This window comes from Yersinia entomophaga, assembly GCF_001656035.1.
Taxonomy (GTDB): domain Bacteria; phylum Pseudomonadota; class Gammaproteobacteria; order Enterobacterales; family Enterobacteriaceae; genus Yersinia; species Yersinia entomophaga.
This window is the reverse complement of record NZ_CP010029.1, coordinates 454,793-473,027: the sequence shown is the minus strand read 5'-3', so window position 1 is coordinate 473,027 and position 18,235 is coordinate 454,793. Positions and strand designations below refer to the sequence as shown.

Below are 18,235 nucleotides of genomic sequence, written 5' to 3'. Positions count from 1 at the left end.
CGTTATGAGCCAGAAATTTCTTTTTATTGACCGCGACGGCACCCTGATTGCTGAACCGCCAGAAGACTATCAGGTTGATCGGCTGGATAAACTGGCGCTGGAACCGGAAGTGATACCTGCTCTGCTGGCTCTGCAAAAAGCCGGTTACAAACTGGTGATGATCACTAATCAGGATGGACTGGGAACGGACAGTTTCCCTCAGGAATCCTTCGATCCGCCGCACAGTTTGATGATGCAGATTTTTACTTCCCAAGGCATCCACTTCGAAGACGTCTTAATTTGTCCGCACCTCCCGGCAGATAACTGCGCCTGTCGCAAGCCTAAGACGGCACTGGTAGAAAACTATTTGACCGACGGCGTGATGAACGGAGCCAATAGCTATGTGATTGGCGATAGAGAAACCGATCTACAGCTGGCCGAAAATATGGGCATCAGTGGACTGCGCTATCAACGTGATGGTCTGAACTGGTCACAGATAGCCAAACAGTTGACTCAGCGAGATCGCCACGCTCACGTTAACCGCGTGACCAAAGAAACGGCCATTGATGTGAACGTGTGGCTGGATCGGGAAGGTGGCAGCAAAATCAAAACTGGCGTAGGTTTCTTCGATCATATGTTGGATCAGATAGCCACCCACGGCGGATTCCGTATGGATATTCAGGTTAGCGGCGATCTTTATATCGACGATCACCACACCGTGGAAGACACCGCATTAGCGCTAGGTGAAGCCATTAACAGTGCGCTGGGTGACAAACGTGGTATTGGCCGTTTCGGTTTTGTACTACCGATGGACGAATGTCTGGCGCGCTGCGCACTGGATATCTCAGGCCGCCCGCATCTGGAATATAAAGCCGAATTTAATTATCAGCGCGTTGGGGATTTAAGCACCGAAATGGTTGAGCACTTCTTCCGTTCGCTGTCTTACGCCATGGCCTGTACCCTGCACCTGAAAACCAAAGGTCGCAACGATCACCACCGAGTTGAGAGTTTGTTTAAGGTCTTTGGCCGCACGCTGCGTCAGGCCATTCGCGTCGAAGGCAATACGCTGCCAAGCTCGAAAGGAGTGCTGTAATGAACGTGGTCATTCTGGACACCGGATGCGCCAATCTCTCCTCCGTGACCTACGCCGTTCAACGTTTGGGCTATGAACCGGTCATTAGCCGCGATCCGGACATCGCACTACGAGCCGATAAGCTGTTTTTGCCCGGCGTAGGTACCGCCCATGCCGCCATGGAACAGCTCAAAGAGCGAGAACTGATCGAGTTGATTAAAGCCTGTACTCAGCCGGTTCTGGGGATTTGTCTGGGCATGCAGCTTTTGGCTAGCCACAGTGAAGAAAGCGGCGGTATCGACACCTTGGGTATCATCGATGCACCGGTAAAACTCATGACCGATTTTGGCTTACCGCTACCGCATATGGGTTGGAATCAGATTTCTGCTCAGGCAGGTAATCATCTGTTCCGCGGCATTGCCGATGGCACCTACTTCTATTTTGTCCACGGATATGCGATGCCAATATGTCCAAATACCATCGCCCAGGCCAACTACGGCGAGCCGTTTACCGCCGCGGTTGAAAAAGACAACTTCTTTGGCGTGCAGTTTCATCCGGAACGTTCGGGTGCAGCAGGCGCACAATTGCTGAAAAACTTTTTGGAGATGTAGGCACCATGATTATTCCCGCTTTGGATTTGATCGAAGGCAAAGTGGTGCGTTTGCATCAGGGCGACTACGGCCAACAGCGCGATTACGGCAATCACCCATTGCCGCGTTTACAGGATTATCAGCAGCAAGGCGCGCAGGTTTTACATCTGGTCGACTTAACCGGAGCTAAAGATCCTGCGGCCCGCCAGATCCCATTATTACGTGAGCTACTGGCCGGCGTAGAAGTACCGGTGCAGGTCGGCGGCGGCATTCGTAATGAACAGGATGTAGCAGCCTTGTTGAAGGCTGGCGCCACCCGCGTGGTGATTGGTTCAACGGCGGTCAGGCAGCCAGAGTTGGTACAGAGCTGGTTTGAACGTTACGGAGCCGATGCGATTGTCCTGGCGTTGGATGTGCGTATTGATAAAACCGGCCGTAAAGAAGTAGCTATCAGCGGCTGGCAGGAAAACTCCAACGTCACACTAGAACAAATTATCGAACAATACCTGCCTTTTGGTCTGAAACACGTCCTTTGCACCGATATATCTCGCGACGGCACGCTGGCAGGTTCTAACGTCGAACTGTATCAGGAAGTCTGCGCCAGCTATCCACAAGTGGCTTTTCAAGCCTCTGGTGGGATTGGCTGTCTGGACGATATTGCCAGACTACGCTCCAGCGGAGTACAAGGCGTTATTGTAGGCCGCGCCTTACTAGACGGTAAATTTAATGTGAAGGAGGCGATCGCATGCTGGCAAAACGCATAATTCCCTGTCTGGATGTGAAAGACGGGCAGGTTGTCAAAGGCGTTCAGTTTCGCAACCATGAAATCATCGGCGATATCGTTCCTCTGGCACAGCGTTACGCCGCAGAAGGCGCAGATGAACTGGTGTTTTATGATATCACCGCATCATCCGATGGTCGGGTCGTGGATAAAAGCTGGGTAGCTCGCGTTGCCGAAGTGATCGATATTCCTTTTTGCGTTGCTGGTGGTATTAAGAGCGTCGAGGATGCTGGCCAGATCCTGACTTACGGCGCAGATAAGATCTCTATCAATTCTCCGGCTCTGGCCGATCCAACCTTGATCACTCGTTTGGCCGAACGCTATGGCGTACAGTGCATCGTCGTCGGGATTGATACCTGGTACGACGCCGAAAGCGATAGTTATCAGGTTTATCAATTTACCGGCGATGAAAAACGCACCAAAGCCACCACCTGGCAAACCGAAGACTGGATTCGTGAAGTACAGTTACGCGGCGCCGGTGAAATTGTTCTGAATATGATGAATCAGGATGGAGTACGCAACGGCTATGACTTACGTCAGCTCAAACAAATGCGCGCCATTTGCCGTGTACCCTTGATCGCATCCGGCGGCGCGGGTACGCCGGAACATTTCCTGCAAGCCTTCCGCGATGCGGACGTCGATGGCGCTTTAGCAGCATCGGTATTCCATAAACAGATCATTAATATTGGCGAGTTAAAAACCTATTTGTCTGAACAAGGCGTGGAGATAAGAGTGTGTTAACTGAACAACAGATCAACCAGCTAGATTGGAAAAAAGTCGATAACATGATGCCCGCTATCGTTCAGCATGCCGTCTCCGGTGAAGTTCTGATGATGGGATACATGAATCGGGAAGCGCTGGCAGCAACGGAGAAATCAGGCAAAGTCACCTTTTACTCCCGCACCAAACAGCGTCTATGGACTAAAGGCGAAAGCTCTGGCCATTTCCTCAACGTAGTCAATATCTACCCTGACTGCGATAACGATACCCTCTTGATTTTAGTGAATCCGATTGGCCCAACCTGCCATTTAGGCAATAACAGCTGCTTTTCGCCGGCAGCTAGCGACTGGGGTTTCCTGTATCAGCTCGAACAATTGCTAGCTGAACGTAAAAACGCCGATCCTGAAAGTTCTTATACCGCCAGCCTCTACGCCAGCGGCACCAAGCGTATCGCCCAGAAAGTTGGGGAAGAAGGTGTAGAAACCGCGCTAGCGGCAACGGTAAACGATCGAGAAGAACTGACGAATGAAGCGTCCGATCTGATTTATCATTTGCTGGTTCTGCTGCAAGATCAGAATTTGGATCTCAGTAAAGTGATCGGCCGCCTACGGGAACGCCACGAGAAATAGCCTTCCCGTTATCAATGGCATTTCGACGTAAAAAAGCCCTCACATTTTAATCTGCGAGGGCTGTTTATTACGACAGATCTGGTCAATACATCATTAGAACTATCTATTCGTTAGCGAAATCTGGCTATTGCTGTTACAGATTAAGGCATAGTTTGCAAGAAACGTTCTATTACGGGCAGCTCACATCATCAGGCTAACGGATTATCAGTTACAATGATGGGCGCTGCCAAATATCATGCATTCACGCTTATATCGCTAAACTAAGCAATTATTCCATCCACTCAGTGTGGAAAACGCCTTCTTTATCAGTGCGTTTGTAAGTATGCGCACCGAAGTAGTCGCGCTGCGCCTGAATCAGGTTGGCAGGCAGTACGGCAGAACGATAGCTGTCGTAGTAGTTGATTGCAGCAGAGAAGGTAGGCGTTGGGATGCCGTTCTGAACCGCATAAGACGCAACGTCACGCAGCGCTTGCTGATATTCATCAGCGATCTGTTTGAAGTAAGGAGCCAACAGCAGGTTTGCAATCTTAGGATTATCTGCATAAGCATCGGTGATTTTTTGCAGGAATTGCGCGCGAATGATACAGCCAGCGCGGAAGATCTTAGCAATCTCACCGTAGTGCAGATCCCAGTTATTCTCGTCGGAAGCCGCTTTCAGCTGAGAGAAGCCCTGAGCGTAAGAAACAATTTTACCCAGATACAGCGCGCGGCGAACTTTTTCGATAAACTCTGCTTTATTACCTTCGAAAGCTTTAACCGTTGGGCCGGTCAACACTTTAGATGCAGCAACACGTTGATCTTTCAGGGAAGAAAGGTAACGAGCAAAGACGGACTCGGTGATCAGAGTCAAAGGTTCACCCAGATCCAGAGAACTCTGGCTGGTCCACTTACCGGTACCTTTGTTTGCGGCTTCATCCAGAATCACATCAACCAGATATTTACCTTCTTCATCTTTCTTGGTGAAGATATCTTTTGTGATGTCAATCAGGTAGCTATTCAGCTCGCCCTTATTCCATTCGGAGAAAGTCGCAGCCAGTTCTTCATTATTCAGACCCAGCGCTTGTTTCAGCAGAGAATAAGCTTCAGCGATCAGCTGCATATCGCCATATTCGATACCGTTGTGCACCATTTTCACATAGTGACCAGCACCGTCAGCGCCGATATAAGCTACGCAGGCTTCGCCGTCATCAGCACGAGCGGCAATTTTTTCCAGAATTGGAGCAACCAGTTCATAAGCTTCTTTCTGACCGCCAGGCATAATTGAAGGGCCTTTCAGGGCACCCTCTTCACCGCCGGACACGCCGGTACCGATGAAGTTAAAGCCCTGCTCAGACAGTTCGCGGTTACGACGAATGGTGTCTTTGTAATAGGTATTACCGCCGTCGATCAAAATGTCACCTTTATCGAGGTGAGGAGTCAGCGACGCGATAGTTTTGTCAGTAGCTTCACCTGCTTTCACCATCAGCAAAATACGACGCGGTTTTTCCAGTGAATCCACAAACTCTTCAACGGTATAACTCGGCACCAGATTTTTTCCTGGGTTTTCAGCAACCACTTCGTCGGTTTTATCTGATGAACGGTTAAAGATGGAAACGGAATAGCCGCGGCTTTCGATGTTAAGCGCCAGGTTACGGCCCATTACCGCCATACCGACAACGCCGATCTGTTGTTTGGACATTAAAAAAACTCCTGTCTAAAGGATGACACCCGCGATTGGCCGATAAGCCCGCAGGTTTTTGCAGTGGGAAACATGTTAACTCAGGATTATGTCAGGTGGGTAGTGATTGGTGCGATAGACAGCACAACCGGCCAGTTGCTGTACGCAGTCGTTTGCCTGAGGCAAAATAATCGCCGTCCCAAAAGAAAAGGCAACCTAACGGTTGCCTGATTTACGATCATTTCAGCGGATTAAGACACAAAATCCTTTAACCAGGCCTTGAACTCATCCCCCTGAACCGGATGACGCAAACCGTAAGCAACATAGGCCTGCATATAACCCAGTTTTTCGCCACAGTTATAAGCCTGACCGGTCAACGCTACCGCATCCACCGGTTGTAGAGCATTCAACGCAGCAATAGCATCAGTCAGCTGAATACGTCCCCAGGCACCCGGTTCGGTTTTCTCTAACAGTGGCCAGATATCGGCGGAAAGAACGTAACGGCCAACCGCTGACAGGTTTGACTTCATTCCGGTCAGATTTTCTGGCTTTTCTTGCATATCCACTATCGGGCTTGCCTCACCCGGAGCCAGCCCCGGCGCTTCGCAGGTAATGACCGAGTAGTTTGGCAGCTCTTCAACAGACATTGGCTGAACCAGCACCTGACTTGCGCCGGTATCTTCAAAACGCGTTATCATCTGAGCCAGATTATCTTTGGTCAAATCAGACTTAGCGTCATCAATGAGGACGTCAGGCAGCAGAACCACGAAAGGTTGACCGTCGATCAGCGGCTTAGCACACAGCACTGCGTGGCCGAGTCCTTCCGGGTGACCCTGACGAATATGCATAATGGTTACACCCGGCGGGCAGATAGATTGCACATCCTCCAGCAGCTGGCGCTTCACTCGAGCTTCCAGCATCGCCTCCAATTCGTAGGAAGTATCAAAATGGTTTTCTATGGCATTTTTTGAGGAATGTGTGATCAAAATAATATCGGTGATACCTGCGGCAACACATTCGTTAACAACGTGTTGAATCAGCGGCTTATCAACGATTGGCAGCATTTCTTTTGGAATGGCTTTGGTTGCTGGCAGCATTCTCATACCTAAGCCGGCAACCGGGATGACTGCTTTTAATTTAGTCATATTCACCTAACGAGTTTTCATGCAAATAAAGCCTGTTATTCAAAAATTACGCGCGGATTCTGCGTTATGCGTCTATTTGCTGTTTTAACCAGGCAGAGAATTTTTCGCCTTCTGTATCATGGCGAACACCGTAGGCCACAAAAGCTTTCATATAACCAAGTTTATCGCCGCAATCATGGGATTTGCCCGTCATATGGAATGCTTCTACCGGTTGCTGCTCCATCAGCATAGCAATAGCATCGGTCAGCTGAATTTCGCCGCCCGCTCCGCTCGGCGTTTTCTTTAGCAGTGGCCAGATATCCGCGGACAACACATAACGCCCAACGACCGCCAGATTTGACGGCGCTTCCGCCACGCTTGGCTTTTCGACTACGGCGGCCATCAGACTACTGTCGCCCGGCTGCAGTTTCACGTTACCGCAATCTGCAATGCCGTATTTAGACACATCTTGCTGCGGAACAGGCTCCACCATAATCTGGCTATGGCCGGTTTCCTCAAAACGCTTAATCATGCTGGCCAGGTTTTCCCGCGACAGGTCGGCAGTAGAATCATCCAGTAACACATCCGGCAAGAGCACAATAAAAGGCGAATCACCGACCATTGGCTGCGCGCACAGCACTGCGTGCCCCAGCCCTTTGGCCTGCCCCTGACGCACTTGCATAATTGTGACATCCGGCGGGCAAATATTTTGCACTTCATTAAGTAACTGTCGTTTTACTCGTGACTCTAGCGTAACTTCTAGCTCAAATGAGGTATCAAAATGGTTTTCTATCGCATTTTTCGATGAGTGACTGACCAGAACGATATCTTTAATTCCGGCGGCTACGCATTCATTCACGATATATTGAATCAATGGTTTATCCACGACCGGCAACATTTCTTTCGGAATTGCCTTGGTCGCTGGCAACATTCGAGTGCCAAGACCAGCCACAGGAATTACAGCCTTCAAATTCTTCTTCATCTGCCCTACCTTATTCTCAGACAACCTACTGCGGCGAGCTATCAACCAGTTAAATTCAGTGCGGTGGCACATTTTTAGCAAGAGTGAGAATGTATGCCTAAACAGGTCAGTTCCACAGCAAAAATGTATCTCAATCTATTACAAATCAGATAAATGGATGAGTAAAAATCACTCTATATTTATCCGCCATATATTAGCAAGCAAGGTATCTATCGTCATTTTTTTTGCATCTGTCACCGATAAAACCATGTTGCTTATTAAGTTCATTCTAGATCATGTAAACAATAGGCTAACCCACTAATTAACTTTACCTTAGGATAATCTCAGCCTCATTACGATATACCTGTCTAATTTTCGGATAATGACTCATCACTTCGGTCAATTCCCCCGCAGTTCTTGGCCCCGAGGCTATTGAGAGTTGAATTTTACCCGATCAGCGCCCATTATTCTGACTGCGGCATAAGCCGTAGAAATAGAAGGTGAAACTGGGCATATGGAATGGATCATGGATCCAACAATTTGGGCCGGATTGGCAACGCTAATCGTGCTAGAAATTGTATTAGGCATTGATAACCTCATCTTTATAGCCATTTTGGCAGATAAACTCCCCCGTCATCTTCGGGATAAAGCACGAGTCACCGGGCTGCTTTGCGCTTTAGCGATGCGTTTGGTACTGCTGGCCTGCATCTCTTGGCTGGCGACGCTCACTGCACCGCTGGTGACTCTTGCCGAGCACCCTTTCAGCGCCAGAGACTTGATCATGCTGATTGGGGGGATTTTCCTGCTGTTCAAAGCCACTATGGAGCTAAATGAACGGCTGGAAGGTAAAGATCACCAGCAAAATAATCAGCGTAAAACCGCAAAATTCTGGCCGGTAGTGGCGCAGATCGTGGTGCTGGATGCCATTTTCTCATTGGATTCTGTCATCACCGCGGTCGGAATGGTTGACCATTTGGCGGTCATGATGGCGGCCGTAATCATTGCTATCGGCATGATGCTATTGGCCAGCAAGCCATTGACTCGTTTTGTTAACGCGCATCCAACCATTGTTATTTTGTGTTTAAGCTTCCTGCTGATGATCGGCTTTAGCTTAGTCGCAGAAGGTTTTGGCTATCATATTCCGAAAGGCTACCTGTATGCAGCTATTGGTTTCTCAGTAATTATTGAATCACTGAATCAGTTCGCGCAGTTTAACCGCCGTCGTTTCCTCACCTCGGCGCGTCCTCTGCGTGAACGAACCGCAGAAGCGGTACTGCGGATCTTGAGTGGTAAACATGAAGAAGCCGGGCTGGATAACCACACCGCCAGCCTGATTGCAGATCAAGGGCGCCAAAATCAGGAAGTCTTTAACCAGCAGGAACGGCGCATGATCGAGCGCGTATTGGGACTAGCTCAGCGAACGGTCAGCAGCATCATGACTTCACGCCACGACGTGGAATATCTGGATCTGAACGATCCACCGGAAAAACTAACTGCTCTGCTGACTAAAAATCTGCATACCCGAATTGTGGTGACCGAAGATAGCACCACCGACGAGCCTTTAGGGGTCGTACACGTTATTGACCTATTAAAACAGCAGCTTTCGCAAGAGAAACTGGATTTACGCGCACTGATTCGTCAGCCGCTGATTTTCCCTGAGCAAGTTTCACTGCTAATGGCTTTGGAGCAGTTCCGTCAGGCGCAAACCCATTTCGCGTTTGTGGTTGATGAGTTTGGATCCATTGAAGGCGTAGTGACATTAACCGACGTGATGGAAACCATCGCTGGTAATCTGCCGGTAGCCGGTGAAGTACCGGATGCTCGTCATGATATTCAGCAAATCGATGACGGTACCTGGATTGCCAACGGTTATATGCCGCTCGAGGATTTGGTGATGTATTTACCCTTACCTATTGATGAAAAAAGGGAATATCACACGCTGGCGGGATTATTGATGGAACACACCCAGCGTATTCCTCAGGTCGGTGAGCAATTGCAGATCGGGGATTATCTGTTTGAGCCGCAGGAAGTGAGCAGCCACCGGATTCTAAAAGTGAAAATTACTCCGCTGAAAGTGCCGGAACCGGACGACGAAGTATAAGAAATGAAACTGCCGATAGCGTCAGGCTCTGACGTATTATGCCTGACGCTATCCATTTAACACCCTGTCTAACTGCTTAATCTATTTAAGTCTTAACGCAGTGGAACCAGAATTTCGGTCGCCACGATAACCACCACCAATCCGACCAGAACCGGTACTGAAGTACGTTTTACCACTTCAAACGGTGATATTTTCGCCATCCCCGCAACCGCAACCACTACGCCAGAAACCGGTGACAAGGTGCGTCCCAGGTTTGACGCCTGTAGCATCGGGATAACCAGATAGGCTGGGTTTATCCCCATTTGAGCCGCCAGTTTCGGGATCAGCTCGACGAAGGCATAGAAAGGTGCATTACCTGAGCCAGTAGTCATTGCCGCCAGCATGGTAATAGTGACCAGCACCAGCATCATCACTATGCCGCCAGTCCCAAAGGATTGAGCTAGTCCAATCAGCCCACTGATGAAACCAACCGTACTCAGCCCTTGAGCAAATACGCCCGCCGCCACCAACAGCATTACGACGGTGGCAAAAGCGTCCGCCATTCCGCGATAGGCCACTTCCAGACCGGCGAATACCGTTTTAGCGCTGAAACTGCGCACAAATTCAATAACCGCGGCCAACAACATACAAATCACCAGAACGGTAATAATGTGTAGCTCTGGTCCCCATTTTCCGTCAAAAATCAGCACGCCAATAATCGGCGTAAAGGGTAAAATGGCATAAAAGCTCGGCGCATTGGTTGTGATCTCATTCACATCCATCATTTCATGCTTTTCCTGACTTTTATTATCCAGGTAACGTTGCCAGAAGAAATGCGCTATCGCCATACAAACAATCGCGGCGATAGAGATTGGCAAAGTCGTTTTAAAAGCGAAATCAACCAGTGGCATTTCCGATGCTTTTGCCGCCAGCACGACGTCACCAGAAGTAGGAGCCAGAATAATCGCCGCCGGCGAGGCGCAAATTGCCGCTGCGGCGCCACGGCTAATGCCCACGTTCACCATAACCGGGAACAAGGTTGCCATCAGTAATACGCCCAGCCCGGTAGCTGAAGAAACCGCCAGTGACATCAGGCAAGCCACAATATACGCGGCGACCATTAACAAATACGGCGAGTTAATCATTTGCAGCGGCTTGGAGGCAATCTTCACCACCACATCATTGGCACCAATGTGCGTCATGTAGGCAGCAAACCCGCACAGCATCATGATCATCATGCCGAGATCGCCACCGCGGCTCATCAACAGGATTTTGACATACTCAACAATGTCAGTAGCCCGCCAGCCGGTTGACGTGGCGCTGGCCGGTAACACGCTTTTTCCCATCAGTGCGCTGATTATCAGCAACAGTAAACCACCGACCATCAGCACCCCAGTAGCTGAATAGCCCTTAATGATATAGCGGCCAACGCCTACCGCCACAACCACCCCAATCAATAGATCCAACATTAATCCTCTCTTACCCGATACAGGCCGGAACTTAGCGCATCCGGGTATTATTTTCTTCGTGAATTGGACAAAAATACGTTCTGCACTCTGCCTAAAGTCAGTCCGCGAGTTTATGACATCTATCAAGGATAAGCAGGGATTTTATACAGAAGAGGGAATCTGTGATGAGAAGTCTAGCTTTAAGGGGGAAAAACGTTAGAGGTACAAACAATAAAATAACAATTTATCAACCAAAATAGGCTGGCAGCCGGATTCCCCACTGCCAACCCGAAATGTAATTACAGTTTATCCAGCAACTTTTTCAAATCCTGACCGTTGCGCTTATCTTTATTACGCTCCGCCCATTCATTGAGAGCGCTTTTCGCTCGTTGCTGCAATTCTTTGCGCAGTAACTGCTCTACGTCTAACTGATATTTCAAACTCGCCCACGGGCCGTAAATACGCAGCGGAATATCGGTATTTTGCAGCGTTTTAACCAGCTTATCCTGACCATTCCAGCCCTGAATAACACGGACCGCCAAATTCATATCGGCTTGTTGCCCCGGTAAGTTCAGCGAACCATTGCCTTTTAGCGAAATCAGAGCCGAATCCGCGTTCAGCTCGCTGACTTTCAATAAACCTTTATTGAGTGCCAATTGAGTCTGTAGACGACTGACTTCGGTATAGCGTTCAAGACGCTCCGCCGCGGTCACGTCGCTAGTGCTACGCGTGACCGCCTGCTGTATTAGCTGCTGGATATTAATGCCGTGCAGTTGGGCATTGGCCATTGAAAGTTTCGCATCGCCGTTCCAACGGCGGCTAAAGGACTCCACGCCAAACCCTTCGCCGGATAACTGACCAGTCATCGAGAATTGCCCAGTCAGGACCAATGGCAATTCCGCAGCCTGTAACACCGGCCCCAGATCCACATGATTAATGGTTGGTTCAACAGCAATGAGTAAGCGCTTACCGGTGACATCCAAAGTGCCGGGGAAAGAAAACTCACCCTTTAATGCCTGACCGGACAGACGGCTCACCGACAGTTTTCCCTGCTGATTATCCGCCAGCACGTTAAATTGATTCACGCTAATTCCGCGATAAACCAGATTGGTCGCGGTTAATGCCAGTTTGGCAGTGAAATCACGCAGCCCTTGTAAATCCCGACCCACGTCGGTTTCCTGACTGGCAATAACCGGCGCTGCGGCTACCAAAGGTTTGCTGCTGCTGGCAGATGAGGAAGTGTCCGCGCTTTTTGCCTGCCAGCCAAACAGTTGATCCAGATTGAGACTGTCGCTTTTCAGATCCAGATCATAGTGAGGAATAAAGCCCAACCGCGCCTGAACGCTGCCGGTTAGCACATTATTATTGGCACTAACGTTAAGCTGCTCAATGCTGACCTGCTGGTTATTTTGCTGGTAGGTCGCCACCAGCGAACCTTGCCCAGCAATCCCGCCAACCGGAACGTCGGCACCATCCAGTTTGTAAGTAAACTGGCTGACTTTCGCGCCCATATGTTGCGGATAATTTTGCATATCCACGTCGGCGTCAAGGGAGAATGTCAGATCTCGCTGATTGCGGTTAACCCGGCTGCTCAGGTTGACTTTTACCTGACGTTGCGGGCCTTGCTCGAGTAATAAATTGATATCGCGAACATTAATTTGGTCAGCATCTCGCTGCCAGATCAGCAGGCTATCGGCCACCTGCACCTTATCAATATCCAGCTTCCAGGATGTGCTTTCCGTTACCGGCGCATTTCCCGCCGGAGCCACAGGGGCATCTGGCTGTAAACGGGCTTCGCTATCAGGCGTTAGGCGAACCACAGCACCTTTCAACATCACCTGTTTTACCGCTAGCTGATGAGAGAGTAGCGGCCAGAGTTTGACATCCAGCCGCATATTTTCTGCACTGACAACCGGCGCATCAGCACCGGGTGCTGTGAGTGACATTCGGCCAGAAATAATGCTTAAGCGCGGCCATACGTGCCAACGCATATCCCCTTCCAGTGCCAGTCGGTAACCGTTATTTTTTTCGACCTGTTTGACCATATAGGCACGAAAGTCATTCGGATTAACCAGAAGTACCAGCGCGCTCATCCCCGCGACTAATACCACCAGCAAGATGGCTAACGTTGTCAGTAATCTTCTCATGACGTCCTCTTGTCCAAACAGGAATACAGGCTAACGCGACTTAGTCTTTATCGATACGACTGGCAACCGCCCCTTGCTGACCACGATATTTTGCATCCTGACGGCTGTTATACGGGCGCGCTGCCGGGCCAGATAACGGCTCGAAGCTCAGTGCGCCAATCAACATCCCCGGACGCAGTGCCAGCGGCAGCTTACCGGAATTATAGAACTCCAGCACAATACGCCCTTGCCAGCCGGGATCGATTCGGTGAGCGGTAACGTGAACCATCAACCCTAAACGAGCCAAAGAGGAACGCCCGTCCAGCCAACCGACCAAATCATCGGGAATAGTGACTGATTCGTGGGTTACGGCCAGCGCCAGCTCACCTGGATGCAAGAAGAATGCCTCACCTTCCGGCAAGATAATCTCATCGCTCATGACTCTATCCAGCGCTTCACTGACTTCATCTTTCGGGCCGCTTAAATCGATAAATGCCGCCGTATGACCGCGAAATACGCGGAATTGGTTGCCCAAGCGAACATCGACTGTAGCGCCGTTGATCCGTTCTACCGGCGGACGTGGAGTGATAACCAGCTTGCCATTATCCAACCACGCTTCTATATCACGATCGCACAGTCTCATCGATCAAATCTCCATTTAAATTCGTATGTTACAAAAACTGCCATAGAAAAGAGCAAAGATCCAGACGGATATCACTCGAAGAACTGGCTAAGTTTGGCTTTCAGAATATCAATGGCAATACGGTTTTTGCCGCCGCGCGGTACGATAATGTCAGCGTACTGCTTGGAAGGTTCGATAAACTGCAAGAACATTGGACGCACGGTTTTCTGGTACTGCGCCATCACCGATTCCATGGAGCGACCGCGTTCGTTCACGTCACGCTTCATTCGTCGCATCAGACAGATATCCAGCGGAGTATCGACGAAAATAGAGAAGTTCATTTCCTGACGTAGGCGAATATCAGTTAGCAACAAAATGCCTTCCAGAATAATCACTTTTTTCGGTTCGAGACGAACGGTTTCTTCTTTACGCGTATGTTCAGTATAGCTATACAGCGGCAATTCAATCGCGGTGCCCGCTTTCAGCGATTGCAAATGCTGTAGCAGCAGATTGTGATCCATAGCGTTGGGATGGTCATAGTTGGTTTTAACACGCTCTTCCATCGACAGGTGGCTTTGATCTTTGTAGTAGCTATCTTCTGGAATAACACCAATATGTTGATCGCCAACCTGTTCACGCAATTCGCGATACAGCGTGCTGGCAATAAGACTCTTCCCGGAGGCAGATGCGCCGGCAATCCCGATAATGACGCACTGATGTGCCTTGTCAGTCATAAAATTAAAGACCTGATTACGTAGTGTGAAGGGGGGCAAAGCACGGGGGTGCTAAGAACGCGCCAATTATAAGGAGTTCACTGGCATGACGCCAGCGCTAAGGCGTAGCAATGCAGGCCAGATAGGTGAATTATTTGGCAGAATGGGGAAATAAGCCCATTGGCAGCAGAATTTTAAGGCTAAAACCTGGCTGAAAGAATAAATGGCCTGCGCGTAAGGCACGGACAGGCCATTTTGGCTCTAGGGAAGATCTTATAGCGCGCGGAAAGAAATTTCCGTCGGGATGGCTTCACCTTGCCAGTACATTTCTGCCGCCACGTTTGAAGCAAGTTGGCGATAAATATCGGTAAACTCGCTGTCAGGCTGACTGATAACCGTCGGTTCGCCGCGATCCAAATCTTCACGCAAAGAGATATGCAGTGGAATTTGCCCCAATAGCTTGCAGTGATATTTTTCGGCCAGTTTCTCTGCCCCACCGGTGCCGAATATTGGCTCCAGATGACCGCAGTTGCTGCAAATATGCATGCTCATGTTTTCGATAATACCCAGCACCGGCACATTCACTTTTTCAAACATCACAATGCCTTTCATCGCATCGATCAGGGCAATATCCTGCGGCGTGGTTACGACCAGCGCGCCGGTAACCGGAATATTCTGCGAAAGCGTCAGTTGAATATCGCCGGTGCCCGGAGGCATATCGATCACCAGGTAATCCAGATCCGGCCACAGCGTATCCTGCAACATCTGCATCAGCGCTTTACTGGCCATCGGCCCGCGCCACACCATGGCGTTTTCGTCTGTCACCAAATAACCAATAGAGTTAGTGGCCAGCCCATGAGCCTGGATCGGCGACATGTGCTTGCCATCCGGCGAAGTTGGGCGCTCATTCATCGTACCCAGCATGTTTGGAATCGACGGGCCATAAATATCCGCATCCAGAATGCCCACTTTAGCGCCTTCCCCAATTAGCGCTAAGGCCAGATTAACCGCGGTACTCGACTTCCCTACCCCGCCTTTACCGGAACTGACGGCGACGATATTACGCACGCCTTTTACCCCCGGCTGATCGTTGGCACGGCGCAGCGTCGTAATATTGTGCGATAACTTCCAGTCGATCGCCTTGGCACCGGTTAGCTGTAATAGCTCACCGCTGACGGTTTCTTTCAGCGTTTCAAATCCGTATTGCCAGGCGAAAGGCATAATCAGTTCGATATGCAGCACATTATCCAACAGCGCACAGTGATGCAAAGCGCGCAGGGTGATCAGGTCTTTTTGCAGCGTCGGATGGGTGAAGGTGGTAAGCACCTTGGAAACTTGAGATTGCAGCAGGTCAGGGGTGGTCTGCTCGGGGGATTTTGGGCTCATCCCGGCTCCTTGAATTTATCGTTATTAACCTAAAGACAATAAGCTTTAGCATATCAGAACTCGGCTAATCGCGTGGAGTTCATAAAGAAAAACTGCGTCAAAGCCCGCTGATTTGACTTAAGCGCCGCCAGTCGTCCGCTGACCCTAGCGACAACCGGCCGAATCGGTTAACATCAAAGACCCCTTATTCCTATTACAGAAAGCAATTTCCTACTATGGCTCAAGTCGCGAAAAAATTATTGGTGACGTGCGCGCTACCATACGCTAACGGTTCTATTCATCTCGGTCATATGCTCGAGCACATCCAGGCTGATATCTGGGTCCGTTTCCAGCGAATGCGCGGCAATGAGGTTCATTTCATTTGTGCGGATGATGCCCACGGCACGCCAATCATGCTGAAAGCACAGCAATTGGGCGTTGAACCTGAGCAAATGATCGCGGAGATGAGCCAGGAACACCAACAGGATTTCGCCGGTTTTGGCATCAGCTACGACAACTATCACTCCACTCACAGTGATGAAAACCGCGAGCTGTCGAGCCTGATTTATCGTCGTTTGAAAGAAAACGGCTTTATTAAGAACCGCACCATTTCTCAGCTGTACGATCCTGAGAAAGGCATGTTCCTGCCGGATCGCTTTGTAAAAGGTACCTGTCCGAAGTGTAAAGCTCCGGATCAATACGGCGATAACTGTGAAGTCTGCGGCGCGACCTACAGCCCGACTGAACTTATCGAGCCGAAATCTGCCGTTTCCGGCGCTACGCCGGTAATGCGTGAATCCGAACATTTCTTCTTCGATTTGCCTGCATTCAGCGAAATGCTTCAGGCCTGGACTCGCTCCGGTGCACTGCAAGAACAAGTGGCAAACAAAATGCAGGAATGGTTCGATTCCGGTCTGCAACAATGGGATATCTCCCGCGATGCACCTTACTTCGGTTTTGAAGTACCGGACGCGCCGGGTAAATATTTCTATGTGTGGCTGGATGCGCCTATCGGTTATATGGGTTCATTTAAGAATCTGTGCGACAAACGCGGCGATTTGGATTTCGATGAATTCTGGCGTGAAGACTCCACCACCGAGCTGTACCACTTTATCGGTAAAGACATCGTTTACTTCCACAGCCTGTTCTGGCCGGCCATGCTGGAAGGCAGTAACTTCCGCAAACCAACTAACCTGTTTGTACACGGTTATGTCACGGTTAACGGCGCTAAAATGTCGAAGTCTCGCGGCACCTTTATTAAAGCGGGCACCTACCTGAAACATCTGGATGCCGATTGCCTGCGCTATTACTACGCGGCGAAACTGTCTTCACGCATCGATGATATCGATTTGAATCTGGAAGACTTCGTACAGCGCGTGAATGCCGATATCGTGAATAAAGTGGTGAATCTGGCCTCACGTAACGCCGGTTTTATCAATAAACGTTTCGACGGTAAATTAGCCGATAAACTGGCCGATCCTGAGCTATATCAGACCTTTATCGATGCAGCAGCATCTATCGCCGAGGCTTACAACAGCCGTGAAAGCGGTCGAGCCATTCGCGAAATCATGGCGCTGGCTGACGTGGCTAACCGCTATGTGGATGAGCAAGCACCTTGGGTAGTCGCGAAGCAGGAAGGCCGCGATGCCGATCTACAGGCTATTTGCTCTATGGGCATTAACCTGTTCCGCGTGTTGATGACTTACCTGAAACCCGTGCTGCCCGCGCTGACTGAACGTACTGAGGCCTTCCTCAATACCGAACTGACCTGGAATAGTATTGAGCAACCGTTGCTAAATCATCAGATTAGTCCGTTTAAAGCGCTGTTTAACCGAATCGATCTGGATAAAGTAAACGAGATGGTTGGCGATTCTAAAGAAAATCTGGCACCCGCCGCCGTCGTTACTGGCCCGTTGGCAGATGATCCTATTCAGGACACTATTAATTTCGATGATTTTGCCAAAGTTGATATGCGTATCGCGCTGATCAAACAAGCTGATTTCGTTGAAGGTTCCGATAAGCTGCTGAAACTGACTCTGGATCTTGGCGGTGAAACTCGCCAGGTATTCTCTGGTATTCGCTCCGCTTATCCCGATCCTAAAGCGTTAGAAGGCCGCTTGACCGTCATGGTAGCTAATCTGGCTCCACGCAAAATGCGCTTCGGTATTTCCGAAGGTATGGTGATGGCCGCAGGCCCAGGTGGGAAAGATATCTTCCTGCTTAGCCCAGACAGCGGCGCTCAGCCTGGTATGCAGGTTAAATAAGTTCTGAGTTTGCCAGCCGGGTTAGTGTGGCTGGCAAGAAATAAAAATGCCGGAGGGGAAACCTGACCGGCATTTTTTTATCCTATTGAAATAAAGAGTATTAT

The 18,235-nt window shown here is 49.8% G+C and carries 15 protein-coding genes; 7 read left to right on the top strand and 8 right to left on the bottom strand.

From position 1 onward, the window contains the following. Positions 1-4: 4 nt before the first annotated feature. The 5 genes from hisB to hisIE are packed head-to-tail and all read left to right on the top strand — an operon-like array spanning position 5 to position 3,771. Entirely contained in the window at positions 5-1,072 is a 1,068-nt protein-coding gene (gene hisB, locus PL78_RS02280; RefSeq protein ID WP_064512770.1) for a bifunctional histidinol-phosphatase/imidazoleglycerol-phosphate dehydratase HisB, read from the top strand. Continuing rightward, entirely contained in the window at positions 1,072-1,662 is a 591-nt protein-coding gene (hisH, locus tag PL78_RS02275) for an imidazole glycerol phosphate synthase subunit HisH (protein WP_064512768.1), read from the top strand. The genes hisB and hisH overlap by 1 nt, the downstream gene beginning before the upstream one ends. A gap of 5 nt (positions 1,663-1,667) precedes the next feature. Then, a complete protein-coding gene (gene hisA, locus PL78_RS02270) occupies positions 1,668-2,405 on the top strand; it encodes a 1-(5-phosphoribosyl)-5-[(5-phosphoribosylamino)methylideneamino]imidazole-4-carboxamide isomerase (RefSeq protein ID WP_064512766.1) in 738 nt (245 codons plus the stop codon). After that, a complete protein-coding gene (hisF, locus tag PL78_RS02265; RefSeq protein WP_064512764.1) occupies positions 2,387-3,163 on the top strand; it encodes an imidazole glycerol phosphate synthase subunit HisF in 777 nt (258 codons plus the stop codon). The genes hisA and hisF overlap by 19 nt, the downstream gene beginning before the upstream one ends. Next, positions 3,157-3,771 (top strand): bifunctional phosphoribosyl-AMP cyclohydrolase/phosphoribosyl-ATP diphosphatase HisIE, encoded by a 615-nt coding sequence (hisIE, locus tag PL78_RS02260; protein WP_064512762.1) that lies wholly within the window; start codon positions 3,157-3,159, stop codon positions 3,769-3,771. The genes hisF and hisIE overlap by 7 nt, the downstream gene beginning before the upstream one ends. Positions 3,772-4,039: 268 nt before the next feature. On the opposite strand, the gene gndA is transcribed toward hisIE, so the two are convergent. The 3 genes from gndA to galU all read right to left on the bottom strand — a co-directional run bounded on the left by gndA (position 4,040) and on the right by galU (position 7,534). Continuing rightward, the gene (gene gndA / locus PL78_RS02255; protein ID WP_064512760.1) at positions 4,040-5,449 is read right to left on the bottom strand and encodes an NADP-dependent phosphogluconate dehydrogenase; all 1,410 of its coding nucleotides are present in this window, start codon (positions 5,447-5,449) and stop codon (positions 4,040-4,042) included. A 230-nt stretch (positions 5,450-5,679) separates the two neighbouring features. Then, positions 5,680-6,573 (bottom strand): UTP--glucose-1-phosphate uridylyltransferase, encoded by an 894-nt coding sequence (locus PL78_RS02250; protein ID WP_064512758.1) that lies wholly within the window; start codon positions 6,571-6,573, stop codon positions 5,680-5,682. 64 nt (positions 6,574-6,637) lie between these two features. Continuing rightward, positions 6,638-7,534, bottom strand: a complete 897-nt coding sequence (gene galU / locus PL78_RS02245) for a UTP--glucose-1-phosphate uridylyltransferase GalU (RefSeq protein WP_064512756.1) — start codon at positions 7,532-7,534, stop codon at positions 6,638-6,640. A gap of 493 nt (positions 7,535-8,027) precedes the next feature. Here galU and PL78_RS02240 point away from each other — a divergent pair, with 493 nt between their 5' ends. Then, complete coding sequence (locus tag PL78_RS02240) at positions 8,028-9,614, top strand: TerC family protein (protein ID WP_064512754.1); 1,587 nt, start codon at positions 8,028-8,030, stop codon at positions 9,612-9,614. A 92-nt stretch (positions 9,615-9,706) separates the two neighbouring features. Here the strand turns inward: PL78_RS02240 and dcuC are convergent, their stop codons facing one another. The 5 genes from dcuC to apbC form a co-directional block, all read right to left on the bottom strand. Then, complete coding sequence (dcuC, locus tag PL78_RS02235; RefSeq protein ID WP_049596594.1) at positions 9,707-11,062, bottom strand: anaerobic C4-dicarboxylate transporter DcuC; 1,356 nt, start codon at positions 11,060-11,062, stop codon at positions 9,707-9,709. Between the two features lie 278 nt (positions 11,063-11,340). Next, a complete protein-coding gene (gene asmA, locus PL78_RS02230) occupies positions 11,341-13,188 on the bottom strand; it encodes an outer membrane assembly protein AsmA (RefSeq protein ID WP_064512752.1) in 1,848 nt (615 codons plus the stop codon). A 40-nt stretch (positions 13,189-13,228) separates the two neighbouring features. Then, the gene (gene dcd, locus PL78_RS02225) at positions 13,229-13,810 is read right to left on the bottom strand and encodes a dCTP deaminase (protein ID WP_049596596.1); all 582 of its coding nucleotides are present in this window, start codon (positions 13,808-13,810) and stop codon (positions 13,229-13,231) included. 71 nt (positions 13,811-13,881) lie between these two features. Further along, positions 13,882-14,523 carry a uridine kinase gene (gene udk, locus PL78_RS02220; RefSeq protein WP_064512750.1) on the bottom strand — a complete coding sequence of 214 codons (642 nt, stop codon included), beginning with the start codon at positions 14,521-14,523 and terminating at the stop codon, positions 13,882-13,884. Between the two features lie 252 nt (positions 14,524-14,775). After that, positions 14,776-15,888, bottom strand: coding sequence for an iron-sulfur cluster carrier protein ApbC (gene apbC, locus PL78_RS02215; protein ID WP_064512748.1), 1,113 nt, complete (start codon positions 15,886-15,888; stop codon positions 14,776-14,778). A 215-nt stretch (positions 15,889-16,103) separates the two neighbouring features. Between apbC and metG the strand changes: the two genes are divergently transcribed. Next, positions 16,104-18,131 carry a methionine--tRNA ligase gene (gene metG / locus PL78_RS02210; protein WP_064512746.1) on the top strand — a complete coding sequence of 676 codons (2,028 nt, stop codon included), beginning with the start codon at positions 16,104-16,106 and terminating at the stop codon, positions 18,129-18,131. The last annotated feature ends 104 nt before the right edge of the window (positions 18,132-18,235 follow it).